19 protein-coding genes are annotated in these 20,931 nt (G+C 64.5%); 12 read left to right on the top strand and 7 right to left on the bottom strand.

Annotation, left to right across the window (positions count from 1 at the left end):
* Positions 1-237 precede the first annotated feature (237 nt).
* The 7 genes from P6U31_RS22615 (at position 238) to P6U31_RS22585 (ending at position 8,900) form a co-directional block, all read left to right on the top strand.
* A complete protein-coding gene (locus P6U31_RS22615) occupies positions 238-1,011 on the top strand; it encodes a motility protein A (protein ID WP_080138159.1) in 774 nt (257 codons plus the stop codon).
* A 24-nt stretch (positions 1,012-1,035) separates the two neighbouring features.
* Positions 1,036-1,866 (top strand): flagellar motor protein MotB, encoded by an 831-nt coding sequence (locus P6U31_RS22610; protein ID WP_063195488.1) that lies wholly within the window; start codon positions 1,036-1,038, stop codon positions 1,864-1,866.
* Between the two features lie 253 nt (positions 1,867-2,119).
* Positions 2,120-4,018 carry a potassium transporter Kup gene (locus tag P6U31_RS22605; protein ID WP_407183963.1) on the top strand — a complete coding sequence of 633 codons (1,899 nt, stop codon included), beginning with the start codon at positions 2,120-2,122 and terminating at the stop codon, positions 4,016-4,018.
* 140 nt (positions 4,019-4,158) lie between these two features.
* Entirely contained in the window at positions 4,159-6,087 is a 1,929-nt protein-coding gene (locus tag P6U31_RS22600) for a potassium transporter Kup (RefSeq protein ID WP_407183961.1), read from the top strand.
* 179 nt (positions 6,088-6,266) lie between these two features.
* Positions 6,267-6,593, top strand: coding sequence for a rhodanese-like domain-containing protein (locus P6U31_RS22595; RefSeq protein ID WP_128925005.1), 327 nt, complete (start codon positions 6,267-6,269; stop codon positions 6,591-6,593).
* A gap of 8 nt (positions 6,594-6,601) precedes the next feature.
* Positions 6,602-7,780 carry an aminotransferase gene (locus P6U31_RS22590; protein WP_407183959.1) on the top strand — a complete coding sequence of 393 codons (1,179 nt, stop codon included), beginning with the start codon at positions 6,602-6,604 and terminating at the stop codon, positions 7,778-7,780.
* 7 nt (positions 7,781-7,787) lie between these two features.
* Positions 7,788-8,900, top strand: a complete 1,113-nt coding sequence (locus P6U31_RS22585; protein WP_407183958.1) for a polyamine ABC transporter substrate-binding protein — start codon at positions 7,788-7,790, stop codon at positions 8,898-8,900.
* A gap of 122 nt (positions 8,901-9,022) precedes the next feature.
* Here the strand turns inward: P6U31_RS22585 and P6U31_RS22580 are convergent, their stop codons facing one another.
* From P6U31_RS22580 to P6U31_RS22555, 6 genes are all read right to left on the bottom strand, one after another.
* The gene (locus P6U31_RS22580; RefSeq protein WP_407183956.1) at positions 9,023-9,955 is read right to left on the bottom strand and encodes a lipid A biosynthesis lauroyl acyltransferase; all 933 of its coding nucleotides are present in this window, start codon (positions 9,953-9,955) and stop codon (positions 9,023-9,025) included.
* An 8-nt stretch (positions 9,956-9,963) separates the two neighbouring features.
* Positions 9,964-11,241 (bottom strand): beta-ketoacyl-ACP synthase, encoded by a 1,278-nt coding sequence (locus tag P6U31_RS22575; RefSeq protein ID WP_407183955.1) that lies wholly within the window; start codon positions 11,239-11,241, stop codon positions 9,964-9,966.
* A gap of 51 nt (positions 11,242-11,292) precedes the next feature.
* Positions 11,293-12,498, bottom strand: coding sequence for a beta-ketoacyl-ACP synthase (locus tag P6U31_RS22570; protein WP_407183953.1), 1,206 nt, complete (start codon positions 12,496-12,498; stop codon positions 11,293-11,295).
* On the bottom strand, positions 12,495-12,965 hold the full coding sequence (locus tag P6U31_RS22565; protein WP_407183952.1) for a 3-hydroxyacyl-ACP dehydratase FabZ family protein: 471 nt from the start codon (positions 12,963-12,965) through the stop codon (positions 12,495-12,497). Before P6U31_RS22565 ends, P6U31_RS22570 begins: the two co-directional genes overlap by 4 nt.
* A gap of 10 nt (positions 12,966-12,975) precedes the next feature.
* On the bottom strand, positions 12,976-13,263 hold the full coding sequence (locus P6U31_RS22560; RefSeq protein ID WP_007592476.1) for an acyl carrier protein: 288 nt from the start codon (positions 13,261-13,263) through the stop codon (positions 12,976-12,978).
* 222 nt (positions 13,264-13,485) lie between these two features.
* Positions 13,486-13,827: a hypothetical protein gene (locus P6U31_RS22555; protein WP_128925012.1), complete on the bottom strand. Its 342-nt coding sequence runs from the start codon at positions 13,825-13,827 to the stop codon at positions 13,486-13,488.
* A 339-nt stretch (positions 13,828-14,166) separates the two neighbouring features.
* On the opposite strand from P6U31_RS22555, the gene P6U31_RS22550 reads away from it, so the two are divergent.
* Positions 14,167-14,796: a ParB-like protein gene (locus P6U31_RS22550; RefSeq protein WP_407183949.1), complete on the top strand. Its 630-nt coding sequence runs from the start codon at positions 14,167-14,169 to the stop codon at positions 14,794-14,796.
* A 111-nt stretch (positions 14,797-14,907) separates the two neighbouring features.
* Here the strand turns inward: P6U31_RS22550 and P6U31_RS22545 are convergent, their stop codons facing one another.
* A complete protein-coding gene (locus P6U31_RS22545) occupies positions 14,908-15,063 on the bottom strand; it encodes a hypothetical protein (RefSeq protein ID WP_165637160.1) in 156 nt (51 codons plus the stop codon).
* A gap of 268 nt (positions 15,064-15,331) precedes the next feature.
* On the opposite strand from P6U31_RS22545, the gene P6U31_RS22540 reads away from it, so the two are divergent.
* The 4 genes from P6U31_RS22540 (at position 15,332) to P6U31_RS22525 (ending at position 20,929) form a co-directional block, all read left to right on the top strand.
* The gene (locus tag P6U31_RS22540; RefSeq protein WP_407183948.1) at positions 15,332-15,475 is read left to right on the top strand and encodes a hypothetical protein; all 144 of its coding nucleotides are present in this window, start codon (positions 15,332-15,334) and stop codon (positions 15,473-15,475) included.
* A 218-nt stretch (positions 15,476-15,693) separates the two neighbouring features.
* A complete protein-coding gene (locus tag P6U31_RS22535) occupies positions 15,694-15,861 on the top strand; it encodes a hypothetical protein (RefSeq protein WP_407183946.1) in 168 nt (55 codons plus the stop codon).
* Positions 15,858-18,410 carry a cation-translocating P-type ATPase gene (locus P6U31_RS22530; RefSeq protein ID WP_407183945.1) on the top strand — a complete coding sequence of 851 codons (2,553 nt, stop codon included), beginning with the start codon at positions 15,858-15,860 and terminating at the stop codon, positions 18,408-18,410. The genes P6U31_RS22535 and P6U31_RS22530 overlap by 4 nt, the downstream gene beginning before the upstream one ends.
* A gap of 551 nt (positions 18,411-18,961) precedes the next feature.
* Positions 18,962-20,929, top strand: coding sequence for a TonB-dependent siderophore receptor (locus tag P6U31_RS22525; protein ID WP_407183943.1), 1,968 nt, complete (start codon positions 18,962-18,964; stop codon positions 20,927-20,929).
* Positions 20,930-20,931 lie beyond the last annotated feature (2 nt).

Raw genomic sequence — 20,931 nt, 5'->3', positions numbered from 1 at the left:
CGTCGCCCGTCGCGGATGTGGCGCGGGGCCGCAGTCATGGTTAGCAAAGCGTTGAGATTCGTGTCGGCAAGCGGCAAGGCCGGCATCCTCCGACCGCGTTGCGCCGGTCCGGCGCGCCGCCTCAACTTAACCTTTACGCGGCTTTAAGGGCGGCGCTCTAGGGTTTCCGATGCGGTTCGGGGTTGGGCCGCGCCAGCGGCCAGGACGGCCGTTGTGGCGTACGCGTTGGAGTATCCCATGGACATCATGACGGGCGTTGGGCTCACGGCCGGCATCATCGTCATCACGGCGATGATTCTCATGGGTGGCGATCTCCACATGTTCATCTCCGAACATGCGATGATCATCATTTTCGGCGGCTCGATCTCCGCTACCATGATCCGCTTTCCGCTCTCGGCGCTCCTGCATGGCCTGCCGCTCGGCGCCAAGTTCGCCTTCACCATGAGCCGGCTGTCGGCGCACGACCTCGTCGACGAACTCGCCCGCATCGCCGAGATCGCCCGCAAGCAGGGCCCGGTCGGCCTCGAAAAGGTCGAGACCGACGAGCCGTTCCTCGCCAAGGGCATCCGCTACGTCGCCGACGGTTACGACCTCGATTTCATCCGCGACAATCTCGAGCGCGACCGCGACAACTTCCTGATGCACCTCGACGAGGGCAGCAAGATCTACCGCGCCATCGGCGACTGCGCCCCGGCCTTCGGCATGATCGGCACCCTGATCGGCATGGTGCAGATGTTCGCCAACATGACCGACCCCTCCAAGCTCGGCCCGTTCATGGCGACCGCGCTGCTCGCGACGCTCTACGGCGCGCTGGTCGCGAACCTGTTCTGTCTGCCGATCGCCGACAAGCTGCACGGCAAGCTGCTCGACGAGGAGACCAACCGCACCCTGATCATCGACGGCATCCTCATGATCCGCGATTCCAAGAGCCCGACGCTCGTGCGCGAAATGCTGCTGGCCTACCTGCCGGAGAAGCATCGTCACGCCGAGGGCGAGCCGGTGCCGGCGTAAGCCCGCCCGCCGGGATTTTCAGCCATGGCCAAGAAGAAACGCGGCGATGCGCATGGTGGCGGTCACGGCTGGTTCGTGACCTTCGCCGACCTCATGGGCCTGATGATGAGCTTCTTCGTCATGCTCGTGGCGTTCTCGACGCAGGACGCCAACAAGCTGAAGATCGTCGCCGGCTCGATGCGCGACGCCTTCGGCGTGCAGAGCGAGGCGCGCTATGCCGGCATCGTCGAGTCCGACGGCCTGCCGACACGCCCGCGGCTGAAGAACGTTGATCACATCCAGCCCGAGGACGCCTCCAACACCCCGACCCCGGACCAGGAAGACCGCGACAAGACGTCCGGTGCGAAGATCAAGGTCGACCGCAATTTCGCGCTCGCCGCAGCCTCGCTGCGCCAGGCGCTGCAGGACATGCCGGAGCTGACCGAGATGTCCAAGCACATCATGTTCGAGGAGACCAAGCAGGGTCTCAACCTGGAGATCGTCGACCAGGACGGCCGCTCGATGTTCGCCGACGGCTCCAAGGTGCCCTATGACCGCACCCGTCGCCTGGTCGAGAAGCTCGCAATCCCGCTCAAGGCGACGCCGCTGCGCGTCTCCATCGCCGGCCACACCGCGGCCGGCTTCGTGCCGAACCGCAGCGACTACGGCGCCTTCGATCTGTCGGCCGACCGCGCCAATGCCGTGCGCCAGATCCTCGAACGCGAGGGCCTGCCGCCGTCGCACATCTTCGCCGTGTCCGGCAAGGCGGACACCCAGCCGCTGTTTCCGGACGATCCTTCGCTCGCGGCCAACCGGCGGGTGACCATCACCCTGATGCGCGAAGATCCGCCGCTGCCGCCGAATCTGAAGCCGTGAGCAAGATCCGGGCCCGAGGCGGCGCATTGGCGCAACGTGGGCGCCGTTTTTCCGGCGAGATCATGGCCGGACAAGAGGGCCTCTTGCGCTACCATCCTACCTGAGGCATGTCGTCGCGCTGGCGATGAGCGTGGCTGCGGCGTCACAGCATCAGGCTCGGCGCCTGCTATGGTGTGGTGCGCCGATTGACAGGCGCACGGGAAGCGTCAAAAGGCGCCGGATCAATTCCAGGGACGAAGCGTTTTCCAAATTCATGACGGCGAGCATCACACAGGCCGAGACCCACGAAGGGCCGGTCAAATCAGGTTTTTGGGCCCTTACGCTCGGGAGCATCGGCGTCGTCTTCGGCGATATCGGCACCTCGCCGCTCTACGCATTCCACGAGGCCGTCAGGGGCGCGGCCCATGGCGAGCCGGTCTCGCGGGTCATCGTGCTCGGCGTGCTCTCGCTGATCCTGTGGGCGCTCTTGATCGTCGTCACCGCCAAATACGTTCTGCTGCTGCTGCGCGCCGACAATAACGGGGAGGGCGGCACGCTCTCGCTGATGGCGCTCGGCCAGCGCGCGCTCGGGCGGCGAAGCTGGTTCCTGCTTGCCCTCGGCGTGATCGGTGCCTCCATGTTCATCGGCGACTCCATGATCACGCCGGCGATCTCGGTGCTATCGGCGGTCGAAGGCCTGAAGCTCGCAACCCCCGCGTTCGAGCACTACGTCGTGCCGCTCACAGTCCTCATCCTCGCGCTGCTGTTCGCGGTCCAGAGCAAGGGGACCGCGCTGGTCGCCTCGGCCTTCGGGCCGGTGATGGTGGTCTGGTTCACCGTCATCGCGGTGATGGGCGCGGTCCACATCGTCGATGACCCCTCCGTGCTGGCGGCAATCAATCCCTATTACGCGGTGCAGTTCGTGCTGTCGCATGGCACGGTCGGCCTCGTGACGCTCGGCGCCGTGTTCCTGGCGGTGACGGGGGGCGAGGCGCTCTACGCCGATCTTGGCCATTTCGGGCGCAAGCCGATCCAGTCGGCCTGGATGTTCTTCGTGCTGCCGGCGCTGCTGATCAACTATTTCGGGCAGGGCGCGCTGGTGCTGTCCGACCCCAGCGCGATCGAGCACTCGTTCTACCGCATGGTCCCTGAGCGCCTCGTGCTGCCGTTGGTCGGGCTTGCGACCGCCGCGACCGTGATCGCGAGCCAGGCGGTGATCACAGGTGCCTATTCGCTGGTCTATCAGGCGGTGCAGCTCGGCCTGCTGCCGCGCTTCGAGGTCCGCTATACCTCCGAGGCCCATGCCGGCCAGATCTATCTGCCGCGGGTGAACCGGCTGCTGCTGATCGGCGTGATGCTGCTGGTGCTGCTCTTCCACACCCCCAGCAATCTGGCCTCGGCCTACGGCATCGCAGTTTCCACCACCATGGTCGCCGACGGCATCATGGGCTTCGTCGTGATCTGGAAATTGTGGAACTGGCGCGCTGCCGCCGCTGCCGCTGTGATCATACCCTTCGTCGTCGTCGACTTGAGCTTCTTCAGCGCCAATCTCCTGAAGTTGTTCGAGGGCGCCTGGGTGCCGCTGCTGTTCGGCGTGGCCATGGCGGGAACGATCTGGACCTGGCGCAAGGGCTCGGGGATCCTGATCCAGAAGACGCGCCGGATCGAGGTGCCGCTGGACGATTTGATCCGCAGCCTCGAGAAGCGGCCTCCGCACGTCGTCAAGGGCACCGCGGTGTTTCTGACCAGCGATCCCGCATTCGTGCCGACCGCGCTGCTGCATAATCTCAAGCACAACAAGGTGCTGCATGAGCACAACGTGATCCTGACCATCGAGACCGCGCAGACGCCGCGGGTCGATCTCGCGGAGCGGTTCCGCATGGAGAAGGTCAGCGACAAGTTCTCCAAGGTCCGTCTGCGCTTCGGATTCATGGAGCAGCCGAACGTACCCAAGGCGCTCGCGATCGCGCGCAAGCAGGGCTGGCAGTTCGACATCATGTCGACGTCGTTCTTCGTGTCGCGACGGTCGCTGAAGGCATCGGCGCAGTCCGGCATGCCGCTGTGGCAGGACCATCTTTTCATTGCGCTCAGCCGGTCCGCCAACGATGCCACCGACTATTTCCAAATTCCCACCGGACGGGTGGTTGAAGTTGGAACCCAGGTCACTATTTGAAGCGCAACTGGCAAACCCATGCAAATTTGCATGGTCAGGGCCCGGAATCGGCCTAGGCTATGCCGGCAGCGCAGGACTATAAGCCGCGCGCTCTTCCGCCGTTGTGCAGTGAAGCATTTTAGAGGCCACCAGGCTCTCCCATGACAAGCGACGTAGCAGCTCCCGCCCCGGCAACGGCGGCGGCCAATGGGCATGGCGAGGCCCACACCACCGCCGGTTTCGGCGCGCTGACGCTCGGCAGCATCGGCGTGGTCTATGGCGATATCGGCACCAGTCCGCTCTACGCGTTCCGCGAGGCGGTGATGGCCGCCTCGAGCGTCGAGGGGGTGCCGACGCCGGCAGCAGTGCTCGGCGTGCTCTCGTTGATCCTGTGGGCGCTGATCATCGTGGTGACGCTCAAATACGTCGTGATCCTGCTCCGCGCCGACAATAATGGCGAGGGCGGCACGCTTGCATTGATGGCGCTGGCCCAGCGCGCGGTCGGCACCGGCGGCGCGACCATCGTGCTGCTCGGCATCATTTCCGGCGCACTGTTCTATGGCGACGCCGTGATCACGCCGGCGCTCTCGGTGCTGTCGGCGATCGAGGGCATGAAGGACGTCACCTTGACCTTCGAGCCTTACATCGTGCCGCTGACCGTGGTGATCCTGGTCTGCCTGTTCGCGGTGCAGTCGCGGGGAACCGCCCGCGTCGCGGCCTTCTTCGGCCCGATCATGTGCGTCTGGTTTGCGGTCCTTGCGGCAGCGGCGATCCATCCGATCCTCCAGCAGCCGCAGGTGCTATCCGCGCTGAACCCGCTCTACGCGGTGTCCTTCATGCTCCACCACGGCATCATCGGCTTCGTGACGCTGGGCGCGGTGTTCCTGGCGGTCACCGGCGCCGAGGCGCTCTATGCCGACCTCGGCCATTTCGGCAAGCGGCCGATCCAGACCGCCTGGCTGGTCATCGTGCTGCCGTCGCTCGCGCTGAACTACCTGGGGCAGGGTGCACTCGTGCTCGGCGACCCCGGCGCGATCGTCAGCCCGTTCTTCCAGCTCTTCCCGCAGGGCTTTGTTCGCGGCAGCATGGTCGTGCTGGCGACCATGGCGACCGTCATCGCCAGCCAGGCGGTGATCACCGGTGCCTATTCGCTGACGCGGCAGGCGATCCAGCTCGGGCTGCTGCCGCGCTTCGAAATTCGCCATACGTCGGAAGCCCATTCCGGCCAGATCTTCATCCCGCGCATCAACCAGTTGCTGCTGGTCTCGGTGGTGCTGCTGGTGCTGCTGTTCCGCTCCTCCAGTGCGCTGGCCTCGGCCTACGGCATCTCCGTCACGGGCACCATGGTGGTCACCGCGATGATGGGCTTTGTCGTGATCTGGAAGGGCTGGCGGTGGTCGGCGCTGGCTGCCGGCGCGCTGATTGCGCCGTTCCTGTTCCTCGATCTGACCTTCCTGACCGCCAACCTGCTCAAGGTGTTCGAGGGCGGCTGGGTGCCGCTGGCGCTCGGCGCGGTCATGATCATCCTGATGTACACGTGGCGGCGCGGCAGCCGGCTGCTGTTCGAGAAGTCGCGCAAGCTCGAGTTCCCGCTTGCCGATCTCGTGGCGATGCTGGAGAAGCGCCCGCCACAACGCGTGCCCGGTACCGCGGTGTTCCTGACCTCAGACCCGCTCAGCGCGCCGACCGCGCTGATGCATAGTCTGAAACACTACAAGGTGCTGCACGAGAAGAACGTCATTCTCACCATCGAGACGGCGCAGACGCCGCGGATCGACCCCGCCGAGCGAGTACGGCTGGAGCAGATCTCACCGACCTTCTCCAAGGTGACGCTGAAGTTCGGCTTCATGGAATCGCCCAACGTGCCGAAGGCGCTGGCGATCGCCCGCAAGCTCGGCTGGCAGTTCGACATCATGTCGACCTCGTTCTTCCTGTCGCGGAGGGCGCTCAAGCCAGCCGCCCATTCGGGCATGCCGCGCTGGCAGGACCGGCTGTTCATCTCGCTCAGCCGCTCCGCCAACGACGCCACGGATTATTTCCAGATTCCCTCTGGCCGCGTCGTCGAAGTCGGCACCCAGGTGGCGATCTAGCTCCCCCGCTGTCATGCCCGGCTTTGCCCTGAAAGCCGCACTTCAAGGCGCTGCGATTTAGCTTTAACTTGCGCCGCGCGGCTCAAGCCATTGTAGCGCTTGATTTTCGTCGCCCGAGAGGCGAGGTTGCCGCCGGCCGGGACGCCCCGGCATACGGCCCTGCGACGTTGGAGGATGATGTGGCAAACCAGGTACAGGATCTGACCCCGGACGAGGTCTCCAAAGGTGTCGCGGAAGGGCGCTATCTGCTGGTCGATGTTCGCGAGCCGAACGAGGTGCAGGCCGAGGCCTATCCTTACGGCGTCGTGGTGCCGCTCTCGACCTTCGATCCCAAGGCAATCCCCGATCCCCAGGGCAAGCAGGTCGTGTTCGCCTGCCGCTCGGGCAAGCGCTCGGTGACGGCCTCGCTTGCGGCGCAGGCGGCGGGCCTGCCTTACGACAAGCATCTGGCCGGCGGCATGCTCGGCTGGAAGGCGGCAGGTCTTCCCAGCAAGGTCGGTGGCTGACCCGGCCAATGACCAAGAGCTCTTCGCTGAACAAGGTCTTCGCCGACCTTCCCGTCACCATCTTCGAGGCGATGTCGCAGGCCGCGCGCGACAACAATGCCATCAATCTCGGCCAGGGCTTTCCCGACGATCCCGGCCCGGAGGACATCCGCCGCGCCGCGGCCGAGGCGTCGCTGAACGGCTACAACCAGTACCCCTCGATGATGGGCGTGCCGGAGCTGCGCCAGGCGATCGCGACCCATTACGGCCACTGGCACGGCCTCAAGCTCGATCCCATGAGCGAGGTGATGGTGACCTCCGGCGGCACCGAGGCACTGACCTCGGCAATCCTCGCCGTGGTCCAGCCCGGCGACGAAGTGGTCTGCTTCCAGCCGGTTTACGATTCCTATCTGCCGATCATCCGCCAGGCCGGCGGCATTCCGCGCCTGGTCCGCCTCGAGCCGCCGCATTGGCGGCTGAATGAGGACATGCTGAAAAGCGTGTTCAATTCAAAGACCAAGGCGGTGCTGTTCAATAATCCCCTGAATCCGTCGGCGGTGGTGTATCCGCGCGAGGACCTCGAGTTGCTTGCGCGCTACTGCCAGGAGTTCGACGTCATCGCGATCTGCGACGAGGTCTGGGAGCACGTCACCTTCGACGAGCACAAGCACATCCCACTGATCACCATCCCCGGCATGCGCGAGCGCACCATCAAGGTCGGCTCGGCCGGCAAGATCTTCTCGCTGACAGGCTGGAAGATCGGTTTCGTCTGCGCCGCGCCACAGCTCTTGCGCGTCGCCGCCAAGGTGCATCAATTCCTGACCTTCACCACCGCGCCGAACCTGCAGGCCGCCGTCGCCTACGGTCTCGGCAAATCCGACGACTACTTCCTGTCGATGCGCAAGGATTTGACGCGGAGCAGGGACCGGCTGACCAAGGGGCTGGAGAGCCTCGGCTTTCCCGTGCTGAAGTCGCAGGGAACCTACTTCCTCACCGTCGACCTCTCGCCGCTCGGGCTCAACGAGAGCGACACCGAGTTCTGCTGGCGGATCGTGAAAGACTACAAGGTGGCGGCGATCCCGGTGTCGGCGTTCTACGAGCAGGATCCGGTGACATCGGTGGTTCGCTTCTGCTTTGCCAAGAAGGACGAGACGCTCGACACCGCACTGGAGCGGCTGTCGGACGCTGTGCGTGGACGCAAGAGGTAGAAGGAAGATGACGAACGTCGGCCGCTCGGGGTTTCATCTGGGTCTTGCCATTGCTGCCGCGCTGACGTTGCTTTCGCCTCCCGCCACGGCCGAGGAGCGCGTCGTCAACTTCTACAACTGGTCGAACTACATGGCGCCGGATGTCCTTGAGAACTTTACCAAGGAGACCGGCATCAAGGTGGTCTACGACACCTTCGACGCCAACGAGACGCTGGAAACGCGCCTGATGGCCGGCAAGTCCGGCTACGACGTCGTGGTCCCCACGGCCTATTTCCTGCAGCGGCAGATCAAGGCCAACATCTTCCAGAAGCTCGACAAGTCGAAGCTGCCGAACCTCGCCAACGCCTGGCCGGTGGTGACCCAGCGCCTTGCGACCTACGACCCCGGCAACGTCTACGCCGCCAACTACATGTGGGGCACGACCGGCATCGGCTACAACGTCGCCAAGGTGAAGCAGATCCTCGGCCCCGACGCCAAGATCGACAGCTGGGACATCGTCTTCAAGCCGGAGAATTTGGCGAAGTTCAGGGATTGCGGCGTCCACATGCTCGACTCCGCCGACGACATCTTCCCTGCGGCGTTAAGTTACCTTGGGCTCGACCCGAACTCGACCAAGCAGGCCGACCTCGAGAAGGCCGCCGATGCCGTCGCCAAGGTCCGCCCATCGGTACGAAAATTTCACTCGTCCGAATACCTCAGCGCGCTCGCGACCGGCGAGATCTGCTTCGTGGTCGGCTGGTCCGGCGACATCATGCAGGCCCGCGCCCGCGCGGCGGAGGCCAAGAGCGGCATCGAGATCGGCTACACCATCCCGAAGGAGGGCGCGCAGATGTTTTTCGACAATCTCGCGATCCCCGCCGACGCCAAGAACGTTAGGGAAGCCCACGAGTTGATCAACTATCTCTACCGTCCGGACGTCGCCGCCAAGAACTCGGACTTCCTGTCCTACGCCAACGGCAACCTCGCCAGCCAGAAGCTGATCGATCCGAAGATCCTGAACGACAAGAATATCTATCCGGACGAGGCAACGCTGGCAAAACTGTTCGTCATCACGGCGCGCGAGCCGGCGACGCAGCGCATCATCAACCGGCTCTGGACCAAGGTGAAGACGGGGCGGTGACGATGACCGTCATTCCGGGGTGATGCGAAGCATCGAACCCGGAATCTCGAGATTCTCAGGTGCGCAACCGCGCACCTTAGTTCGGTCCTTCAGACCGCTCCGGAATGACGGCAGCGGGGCTGCTACCGCCACCTTCTGTGCAGCCACAACCATTGCTCGGGATGCTCGCGCACCCAGCTTTCCACCACATTGGTGACGGCCTGTGTGGTGCCCTGGATGTCGATCTTGCCGTCGGCGTCGCGCACCGGTGGAATTTCCTCTGTCAGCTCGGCGCGGAAACGAAAGCCGGGCAGGCGGATGATGCGCACACCGTGGATCGGGCATTCGACCTGGCGCAGGAGGCGCGCCAGCATCGGGTTGGCGCGGGTCTTGCGGCCGAAGAAGGTGACCTCGACGCCGCCGGTCAGGTACTGGTCGATCAGCATGGCGACGTGCTTGCCGTCCTTCAGCGCCTGCGCAAGGCGTACGGGCGCATCGCGCCCCGCGGGGATCAGCGTGCCCATGTTGACCTGGCGCATCTCCTGGATGATGCGGTCGGCGGAGGCGATGTTCGGCCGGCGATAGAGGATCGCGGCGTCCAGCCCATGCGCCACGGCGGCCAGCGCCGGCAACTCCCAATTGGCGAGATGCGCGGCGAAGATCAGCGCCGGCTTGCCGTCGTCGCGGATGTGGTCGAACAGCTCGATGCTGCGCTGGGACAGCTGGATGCGGCTCTTCTCCGGATGCTCGCGGTCATAGTCCCAGACGTGGTCCATGTGGGCGAATTCGGCGCCGACGCGGCCGAGATTGTCCCACACGCCCATCAGGATCTGTTCGATCTCCTCCGGCGACTTCTCGGGAAACGCCGCAGTCAGATTGGCGCGCCCGATGCGGTGCTCGCGCAGGCGCGGGCCGATCGTCCTGGTGACGCGCGCGAAGAAATCCGAGGTCTTGATCGGATCGAAATAGCGCGTGGTGCGCAGCATGCCGACCGTGGCGGCGCCGATCAGGCCTCCGCTGATCGATTTGACTGCATTCCGCGCGCGAATCTTCGTGCCGAGAGAGATCAGCGCCATACGTCCGGTCAGGCCGGTTCGCGGGTCAGAATCAGCGAGGCGTTCTGGCCGCCGAAGCCGAACGAGTTCGACATCACCGCGGTGACGCGGGCGTCGCGCGCCTTGTTGCCGACCACGTTGAACAGGATCGTGGGATCCGGGGTCTCGTAATTGATCGTCGGCGGGATGCGCTGATGTTCGAGCGTGAGCAGCGAGAAGATCGCCTCGACCGCGCCGGCCGCCGAGATGGTGTGGCCGACCATCGACTTGTTCGAGGTGACCGGAATCTTCTGCGCGAGCTCGCCGAACACGGCCGACGTCGTGTTGAACTCCATCTTGTCGTTCTCGGGCGTCGCGGTGCCGTGCGCGTTGATGTGGTCGATCTGGTCCGGCGTCATGCCGGCATCGGCCAGCGTCTTGTTCATGCAGCCGATGATCGGCTTGCCGTCGGGCGAGGAGCGGGTGCGATGGAAGGAATCGGTGAGCTCGCCGCAGCCGGCGATCACGCCGAGAATCTTTGCGCCGCGCGCGGTCGCTGCCTCGTAGCTCTCCAGCACCAGCGCGCCGGCACCTTCGGCCATGACGAAGCCGTCGCGATTCTTGGAGAAGGGGCGGGAGGCCGCCTGCGGCGGATCGTTCTGCGTCGACAGCGCCGAGAGCAGCGAGAAGCGCACCATCGCTTCGGGATTCACCGTGCCGTCGGTCGCGACGCACAGCGCGGCATCGGTCTCGCCGCGGCGGATCGCCTCGACACCGAGCTGGATCGAGGTCGCTCCGGACGCGCAGGCCGTCGACAACGAGATCGGCGAACCCTTGGTCCCGAAGGTCTCGGCGAGATGCGCGGCCACCGAGCCGAACATGAAGCGGTGATGATAGGCGCTGTACTTGCCGCCGCCGGAGATGCGCAGCAAATCGTCATAGGTGAAGTCCGCCTTGCCGACGGCGCGACCGAGCTCGCGGCGCTGCGGCCATTCGACCTCGACCGGCGCAACCGCCAGGAAGAGGGGGCCCGGGAAATCCGCCTTGGCGCCGATGCCGGCCTGCTCCAGCGCTTCCTGCGTCACCAGCTCGGCCATCCGCTCGGACAGGCCGGTGGACGAGAACGGATCGACGCTGACGAAATCGACGGTGCCGGCCATCGTGGTCTTCAGGCCATCGACCGGAAAGCGCGTGATGGTGCGGATGCCGGATTCGCCGGCGACGAGCTTCGCCCAATTGTCGGCCTTGCCGGCACCGAGCGAGGTCATGATGCCCATGCCGGTGACGACGACGACGGGGCGCCCGAGTTTGTCGCGTGGTGCAGTCATGTCGATCCCCCGATAGAGCTAGAGCGTCATCCGGCCAAGGCGCGCCGCGCCTCAGCCGACAGCTTCAACCAGCGCCATGCCTTCGCCGCGCCAGTGTCCGGCCCCCACCACCACAATCTGGGTGGGCGCCCCCTGCATTTCAATCTCGGTCCCCGTGGAATCGTTCGGCGGGAACAGCGCGCCACGCGAAATCGACAGCGCAGCAAGTGCAATGCCGAGCGGGAATTGCGTCTCCATGGTGTGACCGAACATCGTGCCGGTCGAGCGCACCGGGAAATCGGCATGGCCTTTCAGGAAGCCGCGCTCTTCCGAGGTCGCCGGCTCCGCGCCGGTCGCGCCCGTGATGATCGCGCCCTTGCCCTCGCGCTTGGGCAGCTTGGCCCACAGCTGCTCCAGCGTTGCGGCCATATCGCCGGGCTGCTTGCGCCGGGCGAGGTCGGCAACGACGCTGGTGAGCTTTGCGAACGGCTTGGCGCCGCGCGCCTCGGCATGCGCCTTCGATTCCAGCACCAGGAACGCGCCGGCCGAGCCGAGCGCGAAGCCGGGGTGGTCCTTGCGCGCCCATACCGGAGCGAACTTGTCCTTGAGGTTGAAGTCGCCGAATTCATAGAGGACCATCAGGTCCTTGCGCTCGCCATTGTGGGAGCCGCCGATGAGGGCGATGTCGCTCTCGCCCGAGGCGATGCGCGCCAGCGCAATGCGCGCGGCGTCGGCGCCGGCGACTTCCTCGCCCATGAAGGTGCGCGAGGTGCCGCCAAGGCCATGCACGATGGCGATATTGCCGGCGAGCAGATTGGAGAGCTGCGCCAGGAACAAGGTGGGGCGCAAATCGCTCATCAGCCGTTCGTTGAGGAAGCCGGGCGCGTTCGCCCCCTTGGCTTCCGCCGTCAGGACGCCGGTGTCGACGTTGAGGTCGCGCTCGCCGCCGCCGGCGGCAACCACCATGTCGATCTTCGACAGGATGTCCTTGTTGCCCTTGATCCCGGCCGAATCGAGCGCGAGGCCCGCGGCATAGGTGCCGATACGCTGCCAGGCTTCCATCTGGCGCTGGTCGCCCTTTTTCGGGATCTGGGCGTCGAAGCTGACCGGCATCAGGGGATGCACGATGTAGGGCGCAAAACCCTTTTCGTCGACGTTGATGCGCTTCTCCTGGAGCGCGGCCCAGTTGGCCTCGAGGCCCTCGCCCAGCGAAGTCGCGAGTCCAATGCCGGTGATCCAGACTTCTGTCTGGCCGGGCTTCGAAGCAGTGTCAGTCATGGTGATACGACCTGTTGCGGGAAGCCGACGCGCTCGGCGACCTTCGCCATGTATCCGCGCATGTCCGCATTGGGGAAGGGGATCAACGTGAAGGTGAGCGCGGAATTGGCGCGCAGCTTGCCGCCGACCCTGATCTTGGCTTCGGTCATGGCATAGCCCGAGCCCTCATGGACGAGGCTCGCCTCGATGCTCATGAGATCGCCCGGGAAGACCGAGCCGCGGACCTTGGCCTCCTTCACGGCGGCCAGGATCGGCATGCGCTCGAACTTGAACACGCCGAGTTGGAGCCAGCCCGAGGCCTGCGCCATCGATTCGATCAGGAGCACGCCGGGCATCAAGGGGTAACCCGGGAAGTGTCCCTCGAAGACGGTGCTTTCCTTCGGGACCTGGGCTTCGACGACGATCGTCTTCTCGTCGACCTTGAGGTCGACGATGCGATCGATCATGTGGAAGTATTCGAGTTGCATGACCGCGCGCTTAGGCGCTCGCGCCCTTGGCCGCAACCAGTTCGTCGATGCGGGCGCACAGGTTCTTCAGCACGAAATACTGCTCGGTGGTCGCCTTGCCGTCGTTGACCTCCTGGGTCCACTTTTCCAGCGGCAGCTTGATGCCGAACTGCTTGTCGATCGCGAACGCGATGTCCAGGAAATCGAGGCTGTCGATGCCGAGATCGTCGATGGCATGGCTATCCGGCGTGATCGTGTCGCGCGGGATGTCGCAGGTTTCAGCGATGATCGTTGCGACCTGATCGAATGTGGAAGACATCACTAAGCCTTTGATATATTGCGGGTATTTGTCAGATTGTCCAGAGTGGCACGGTGGGTGGGCATCGCGCCCCTGATGACGCCCGCAAACCCCCCTCTGGCCGGGTCGAAAGCCCGTATATCGGAGCGCCGCCCTGAGTTCAATGGAGCCGGGCCGGTGGGGAGAGCGGGCTGGGGATGCCCCGCCTGAGCCGCTTCCGCCGCAGGCCGCGGCGGATCGGGCTTAGATATGCGGCGTCGTGATCTTGACGCAGTCGCGGCGGCCCATCAGCACGCAATCCTGGGTCCGGCGCAGATCCGCAATGCTGACCGCGAGCCAAATTCCGATGGCCGTCAGCGCGATGGTGAAGGCCAGCGCCGCGATGTTGGCGAGCATGCGGTGACGGAAATGGTCCGGCTCGCTGCGAGGCTGCTCATACCGTGACAGGTCGAGCGGTTCGGGCGCAGCGCGCAGCGGCTGCACGGTACCGTTGCCGCGGTGGACCTTCGGGGCGGACGAGGTGCGCGGCCTGAACTGGAGCACCCGGTGCTCGTCGTCAGAGCTTATGGGCCGCTGGTTATTCATGGGGCGGGGAACACTCCGAAGCAGCGATTTTAGATAGCACACGTGACGAACGCGTTGCAGAAAATCTTTTCAATGCCCGCGTGTATTCGAGGCGCCGTACTATTTGTGCATGGCCTGGTTTGAAGCGTTCGCGGAACACCGCCGCGTCGGCATCGGGATGCGGCGGCGCTGCGCTGCAATAAACTGCATGGCCTTACCGCGACACTTCACGCCATCTTTCCCCGCAACATCGGCTTGTGATCTCGACGCCGTTCCGAACACGTTTTGCCGCCGCAGGACCCATGTCATAGTCGGAGGGAACCCGACCCGTCAGTTGATCCATGCGAGGGCCTTTCGACCATGACCACCACCAACGCGCGCGAGCCGAGAGTACATCCGGTTCCGATACTGTCGCTCCGGCCGACGCAGATGACGGTCGGCATGCGTGAGGTCAAGGAGAAGCGCAGGCGCTGGCGTGAGCATGGCAGGAAGAAGCAGGCCGATCTGCTCGGCAAGCACATGATCCCGGTCGTCTACGGTCCGGACGCACGCTATTACGTGATTGACCATCATCATCTCGGCCGCGCACTGCACGACGAAGGTGTCGAGGAAGTGCTGGTGACCGTCGTCGGTGACCTCCGCATGGTCGAGCGCGAGGCGTTCTGGGGCGTGATGGACAACAAGCGCTGGGTCTACCCTTACGACGCCAAGGGCGAGCGGCGCTCGTTCCGTGATCTGCCGAAATCGGTCGCCGATCTCAAGGACGATCCGTTCCGCAGCCTTGCCGGCGAACTGCGCCGCATGGGCGGTTTCGCCAAGGACACCACGCCGTTCTCCGAATTCCTGTGGGCCGACTTCCTGCGCCGAAAGCTCTCGCGCAAGGTGGTGGAAGCCGATTTCGACAAGGCGCTCGAGAAGGCGATGGCTGCGGCAAAAAGCAGGGATGCCATCTATCTGCCCGGCTGGTGCGGTCCGGCGGACGATGATTAGGATTGTCGGGGAGCCGCGCAGCGATGTGGCGCCATCAGGCCGAGGGCCGTGAGATTTGAAGCGGTCGGACGCGCGCTTTCATTCAAGCAAGACCTCGCGCAGCCGCGGGCATTAGTCGCGCTGGAAGATCCTGGCGCCGGGATAGGCGCGGCGGGCGTAAGTGACCACCAGCGCGCGATCCTGGGTGTCCAGGAAGGGCGTTCGGATCTGGCTGGATCCGACGATGAGGTGCCACAGGCCGTTGAGCTTCTGGATCACGATCTTCATTTGAGTAGTCCTCGATGACTCCCATTCCAGCGAATGCTGCGTGTCGCCGCAGTGCTAGGGATTGCGGTTGCAGGTGTGAAATTCCCGACACGGCCCGCGCTCCGCTGCAAAACACGTTGGCTCTTGTTAGTTGGTTACGGAATGCGCCCAGATAAGCCGGCTCTCATCACAGCCGCTTGAGCGAAATCAATTTCTGCGCCCATGAAACCGTCCTGAAACAAAGCCGTCCCATTTCTATGCGGTAGTCGAGCTCACACAGGAGGCGAACATGCGCCGTCTGGTTTTCGCAATTGCCGTGCTCGCGGTCGCTTCGGCGGGAATCTCGGCATCCTTTGCCGCGGTCCACCACGCCAAGACGCTGACGTTTGCGGAGCGCTTTGCTCCGGCGCTCGATTTGATGGCGAAACGCTAGCGGCAAAGCGATGCAGCTGCTGCTCCCTCCGGGGCGGACATCACGTCGCACCTGTCGAGCGGCGATGGCGGTGCAGTCTTGACCTGTCGCAAACATGCCTCGCCCTGAGCGGCTAACGTCTGCCTGCATGGTTGCAGAGACAGCGTTGCGCCCCGATGCCGAGGGCCCGGGGCTCCAAGTCATGCAGATCGATTCATGCAGATTTTGGAGGCACGGCCATGAGCGTCATCTTTCGCATTCTGTTTGTCCTCGCCGGCGCGATCACGGCGCTGTTCGTTGCACGTGACGCGCTGAACTTCACCATCATCCAGACCTTCGTCGCCGTCCTGCTCGTCACCGCCGTCGTCGGTGTCGGCAGCCTCTGGAGCTTGCAGCGAAAGTCGTGAGCAAGGTGCAACGCTCTGGTTCTGCCGGGCTGAGCGAAACAGAAGCCCAAGCGAAGCTCGCGGCGGACGGCCCCAACGAATTGCCCCGGCCGGAACGACGCAGTCCGCTGCGCATCGTGGTGGACGTGCTGCGCGAGCCGATGCTGCTGCTGTTGCTCGGCGGCGGGCTGATCTACCTCGTGCTCGGCGATCTCAAGGAGGCGCTGATCCTGCTGGCGTTCGGGGCGATGTCCATCGTGATCACGGTGGTGCAGGAGACCCGGACCGAGCGCGTGCTGGAAGCCTTGCGCGACCTGACCAGCCCGCGTGCACTGGTGGTGCGAGACGGTGCGCGCAAGCGAATTTCCGGTCGCGAGGTCGTGCAGGGCGATCTTCTCGTCCTCGCCGAAGGCGATCGCGTTCCCGCCGACGCCGCGCTCGTTGAGGCGCGCGACTTGCAGATCGACGAGTCCCTGCTGACCGGCGAGTCTGTGCCCGTCCGCAAGAAGACCGCCGACAAGGTTGCTGCGGCCGATCATCGCCCTGGCGGCGAGGATCAGCCCTACGTCTATTCAGGGTCGCTCGTCGTGCGCGGCGAGGGGCTGGCGCTGGTCGAGGCCACCGGCCCGCGCAGCGAGATCGGGAAGATCGGGCTGTCGCTGCGCGGCCTGCAGGCCGAGCCGCCGCGGCTTCAGCAACAGACCGCAAGGCTGGTGCGGCTCTGCTTTCTCGGCGGCGTCGTGATCAGCCTTGCCGCCGTTGCGCTCTACGGCGCGTTGCGCGGCGACTGGCTGCAAGCGCTGCTGGCAGGCGTCGCCATCGGCATGTCGATGCTTCCGGAGGAATTCGGTGTCGTGCTGACGGTGTTCATGGCGATGGGCGCGTGGCGGATCTCGCAAGCCCGCGTCCTGACGCGGCGCGCCGCCGCCATCGAGGTCCTCGGCTCGGCGACCGTTTTGTGCACCGACAAGACCGGAACGCTGACGCAGAACCAGATGTCGGTTGCCGAGCTGCGGCTGCTCGATGGGACACGACTGCGTGCGGCCGCGTCCGGACAGGATCATGTCGGGCCCGAATTCGTCGAGCTGGCGCGCTGCGGGGCGCTGGCGAGCTCTCCGGAGCCGTTCGATCCGATGGAGAAGGCTCTGCATCTGTTTGCGCGCGGTGCCTTGCGGGAAGGTGATGCGTCGGATGCCGGCCGGACGCTGGTGCGCACCTATGGTCTGCGTCCCGAGCTGCTCGCCATGACCCAGGTTTGGCGGACGCCCGCAGCGACGGACCTCGTCGCCTGCGCCAAAGGCGCGCCGGAGGCGATCGCGCGGCTGTGCAGGCTGAACGACGCCGACCAGGAGGCGATGCAAGCTGCCGTCGGCGCGATGGCGAAGGACGGGCTTCGCGTGCTGGGGATGGCGGTTGCCGCGTGCGACGACGCTTCACTGCCGACCTCCCAGGAGACTTTTGCATTCCGCTTTGTCGGCCTGGTCGGGCTCGCCGATCCGTTGCGGGCTCGTGTGCCGGAGGCGGTTCGCGAATGCCGCGCGGCGGGGATCCGCGTCGTTATGATCACGGGCGACTATCCGGCAACGGCTGTCGCCATCGCGCACCAGGCCGGGCTCGACGTCAGCGAGGTCATGACCGGCGATCAGGTCAAGCAGGCGGACGATGCGGCGCTTGCGGAGCGCGCTCGCCATGTGAACGTCTTCGCGCGGGTCCTCCCCGAGCAGAAGCTGCGGATCGTCCAGGCGATGAAGCGCAGCGGCGAGATCGTCGCGATGACCGGCGACGGCGTCAACGACGCGCCATCCCTGAAGGCTGCCCATATCGGGATTGCGATGGGCGGGCGCGGCACCGATGTCGCCCGCGAGGCCTCCTCGATCGTCCTGCTGGACGACGATTTCGGCTCCATCGTTGCATCGATCCGCCTCGGACGCCGGATCTATGACAATCTCCGCAAGGCGATGGCCTTCATTTTCGCCGTCCACGTTCCGATCGCGGGGCTTGCCCTGCTTCCGCTGGTGTTCGGGCTGCCTCTGGTTCTCGGTCCCGTGCACATTGCGTTTCTGGAGTTGATCATCGACCCCGTTTGCTCGCTCGTGTTCGAAGCCGAGCGAGAGGAGCACGATGTCATGACGCGCCCGCCGCGGCGCGCCGATGCGGAGCTGTTCTCGTGGGCCTTGGTCGGCTGGAGCGTTCTCCAGGGCATCATGGCATTTGCATCGATCGCTGTGATCTTCCTCGTCGCGCTCCGTTCCGGCATGCCCTCCGACGAAGCGCGCGCGCTCGCCTTCATCGCGCTTGTCGTCTGTATCGTCGCGCTGGTGCTGGTCAACCGATCCTTCAGCGCATCCTTCTTGTCCGCCTTCTTCCGTCCGAACCGGGCATTGCTCTGGATCTTCCTGTCGATCGCGCTCGTGCTGGCTGCGGCCCTGGTCTGGCCGCCGGCGTCGGATCTGTTTCGTTTTGGCCCGCTGCATCTGGACGATCTGATGGTCACGCTCGGCGCGGGATTGCTGGTGCTCACCCTGCTCGAATTGTTGAAACCGATCTGGGCGCAGCGCTTGCGATTCTAATCGAGGCGGCAGCTCAGTCGTCGCAGGGCGCAGCGCTTGCATCGTCAGCGTCGGGAATTCATGCAACCGGCGGAAGACGCATGCGAGATGCCGGCGTCATTTCATTGGAATGAATCCAGTCTACATAGATTCTAAGACACGAGCGTCCAAAAGACTTTGATTATGCGCTCGGAGTCTCTGCATGGTCGTCCCCGTAAATTCGGGGACTGGGAATGCTGGAATTCGTGTTTGACGCACGCGCAACGAAGCGCGGACGCGTGTCGGTGCTGTGCGGTCTTCTCGCGCTTCCTCCGGCCATCGCCTTTGGCGGCGACGCGCGAGCCCAGAGTGCAAGTGGAGCATCTGATCTTCCGCCGGTCGTGGTCGAGCAAAGCCGCGCGAACAAGCGTCCGGTCACGATATCGCGCACCTCGCGATCCCAGGGCGCCCGACACGCGCGGTCGCGCACGGGAGGACAGCCGTCCCAGGCCGGCTCCCAGCCCACCGCCGCTGCAACCGAACGCGGCACGGATCCGGTCAGGGGGTTTGTACCCGTCGTCAGCTCGGCTGCAATGAAGTCCGACACGCCCATCCTCGAGACGCCCCAATCCGTGTCCGTCGTCAGCCGCGACCAGCTCGATGCCCGCTCGGTCACGACACTGGTCGAAGGATTGCAGTACGTCGCGGGTCTTGCCATTCAGCCCGGCGGCAAGGATCCGCGGTTCGACAATGTCTTCATCCGCGGCTTCGACAACAACGGCTATGGTGCTTATCGCGATGGGCTTCGCGAGGTCGGCGATCCCAACTTTCTCTCGCTGTTCCGCAACGAGCCCTACGGCTTCGAGCGCATCGACGTCATCAAGGGGCCGAGTTCGGTCATGTACGGGCAGGGCGCGCCGGGCGGCCTCGTCGATGTCATCAGCAAGCGGCCGACCGACAAGGCCTTCGGCGAGATCGTCGGGCAATTCGGCAATTACGACCGGTTTCAGGGGGCATTCGATTTCGGCGGGCCCGCGACCAAGGATGGCACATTGCTCTACCGGTTGACCGGTGTGTTCAGGGATTCCGATGCGCAGATCGCCAACTTCTCGAATTTCGTGAAGGACAACCGGACCTATATCGCTCCGGCGGTGACCTGGAAGCCGACCAACGATACCACGCTGACCATTCTCGCCGACTATACCCACGATCTGACCGGCAATGCGTTTCCGCTGTCGATGGCTCATCTGAGCGGCGGGAAGGTGACCGGCATCACGGCGCTGCCGCTGTTCCTGGGTGACCCCAGCTACAACAAGTTCGACCAGGAGCAGGAGCGTGTCGGCTACCAGTTCGAGCATCGCTTCAGCAACAATCTGATCTTCGAATCGAAGGCCCGCTACGGCCACACCGAACTCGACTATCGCTATCTGACGTTCATCGGAACTCCGCTCGATACGACGACGGTCTTTCCGCGTCGCGCGATGCGGATCCAGGAGCAAGTCGACACCCTGTCGACCGACAACCACTTGGTCACCAAGTTCAGCATGGGACCGCTCCAGCACACGGTGGTCTCCGGCGTCGACTATCTGACGTTCAACATGACGGACCGGACCTATTCCGGAAATGCGCCGTCGCTCAGCAAGATCAATCCAGTCTACGACCAAGCCATCGCGACTCCGACGACGCTCGTTAGCCCCTCGGCGAACCAGACGATCGACCAGGTTGGAGTCTATGTGCAGGACCAGATGAAGATCCAGAACTGGATCTTTACATTGGGCGGACGTTACGACGTCTCCGAGCAGAACACCTACGCTTTGGCGACCAACAAGACCACCGACACCAGGGACACCGCCTTCACCAAGCGAGGCGCCGTCTCCTACGTGTTCGATTCCGGCGTGGCACCTTATTACAGCTACTCGGAATCCTTCCTGCCGACCCCGAGCACGGACTTTTCGGGCAGTCCGTTCAAGCCGACGACTGCGCAGCAGCATGAGGTCGGCGTCAAATACCAGCCGTCGCGGACCCTGTTGATGACGGTGGCGCTGTATGACTTGACGCGTCAAAACTCGCTCACGAGCGATCCATCACATCTCGGCTTCTCGGTCCAGCTCGGCGAGGTGAACTCGCGTGGGATCGAGTTCGAGACGCTGGCGCAGATCATGCCCGGGCTGAACCTCGTGGCCACCTACACCAATCAGGATGTGAAGGTGACCCAAACCACCACTGCCGCTGAGCTCGGCAAGGTGCCGACGCTCGTGGCCCGCCAGATGGCGTCGGCCTATCTCGACTACACGGTCCAGGGCGGCACGTGGGACGGTTGGGGATTTGGCGGCGGCGTTCGCTACAACGGACCGACCTTTGCCGACTCCACCAACACCATCGTCAACGAAGGTTACGTCGTGTTCGACGCCGGCCTGCATTATCGCCAGCCGAAGGGCGTGAATCTTGCGCTGAACGTGAAGAACATCGCTGACCGCGTCACGCTTGCCTGCACGACGGGTGGCGGCTGCCAATACACCAGCCCGCGCACCATCACGGGCACGGTCAGCTATCGCTGGTAGGG

The sequence above is a fragment of the Bradyrhizobium centrosematis genome (assembly GCF_045571495.1).
Classification (GTDB): Bacteria; Pseudomonadota; Alphaproteobacteria; order Rhizobiales; family Xanthobacteraceae; genus Bradyrhizobium; species Bradyrhizobium centrosematis.
The sequence above is the reverse complement of the archived record's forward strand: the minus strand, read 5'-3'. Positions and strand labels throughout refer to the sequence as shown.

Bases quoted from the DNA above. Each gene is read 5' to 3' on its own strand.
- P6U31_RS22615 (WP_080138159.1), top strand. From the start codon at position 238: ATGGACATCATGACGGGCGTTGGGCTCACGGCCGGCATCATCGTCATC.
- P6U31_RS22610 (WP_063195488.1), top strand. From the start codon at position 1,036: ATGGCCAAGAAGAAACGCGGCGATGCGCATGGTGGCGGTCACGGCTGG.
- P6U31_RS22605 (WP_407183963.1), top strand. From the start codon at position 2,120: ATGACGGCGAGCATCACACAGGCCGAGACCCACGAAGGGCCGGTCAAA.
- P6U31_RS22600 (WP_407183961.1), top strand. From the start codon at position 4,159: ATGACAAGCGACGTAGCAGCTCCCGCCCCGGCAACGGCGGCGGCCAAT.
- P6U31_RS22590 (WP_407183959.1), top strand. From the start codon at position 6,602: ATGACCAAGAGCTCTTCGCTGAACAAGGTCTTCGCCGACCTTCCCGTC.
- P6U31_RS22585 (WP_407183958.1), top strand. From the start codon at position 7,788: ATGACGAACGTCGGCCGCTCGGGGTTTCATCTGGGTCTTGCCATTGCT.
- P6U31_RS22580 (WP_407183956.1), bottom strand. From the start codon at position 9,955: ATGGCGCTGATCTCTCTCGGCACGAAGATTCGCGCGCGGAATGCAGTC.
- P6U31_RS22575 (WP_407183955.1), bottom strand. From the start codon at position 11,241: ATGACTGCACCACGCGACAAACTCGGGCGCCCCGTCGTCGTCGTCACC.
- P6U31_RS22570 (WP_407183953.1), bottom strand. From the start codon at position 12,498: ATGACTGACACTGCTTCGAAGCCCGGCCAGACAGAAGTCTGGATCACC.
- P6U31_RS22565 (WP_407183952.1), bottom strand. From the start codon at position 12,965: ATGCAACTCGAATACTTCCACATGATCGATCGCATCGTCGACCTCAAG.
- P6U31_RS22560 (WP_007592476.1), bottom strand. From the start codon at position 13,263: ATGTCTTCCACATTCGATCAGGTCGCAACGATCATCGCTGAAACCTGC.
- P6U31_RS22555 (WP_128925012.1), bottom strand. From the start codon at position 13,827: ATGAATAACCAGCGGCCCATAAGCTCTGACGACGAGCACCGGGTGCTC.
- P6U31_RS22550 (WP_407183949.1), top strand. From the start codon at position 14,167: ATGACCACCACCAACGCGCGCGAGCCGAGAGTACATCCGGTTCCGATA.
- P6U31_RS22545 (WP_165637160.1), bottom strand. From the start codon at position 15,063: ATGAAGATCGTGATCCAGAAGCTCAACGGCCTGTGGCACCTCATCGTC.
- P6U31_RS22540 (WP_407183948.1), top strand. From the start codon at position 15,332: ATGCGCCGTCTGGTTTTCGCAATTGCCGTGCTCGCGGTCGCTTCGGCG.
- P6U31_RS22535 (WP_407183946.1), top strand. From the start codon at position 15,694: ATGAGCGTCATCTTTCGCATTCTGTTTGTCCTCGCCGGCGCGATCACG.
- P6U31_RS22525 (WP_407183943.1), top strand. From the start codon at position 18,962: ATGAAGTCCGACACGCCCATCCTCGAGACGCCCCAATCCGTGTCCGTC.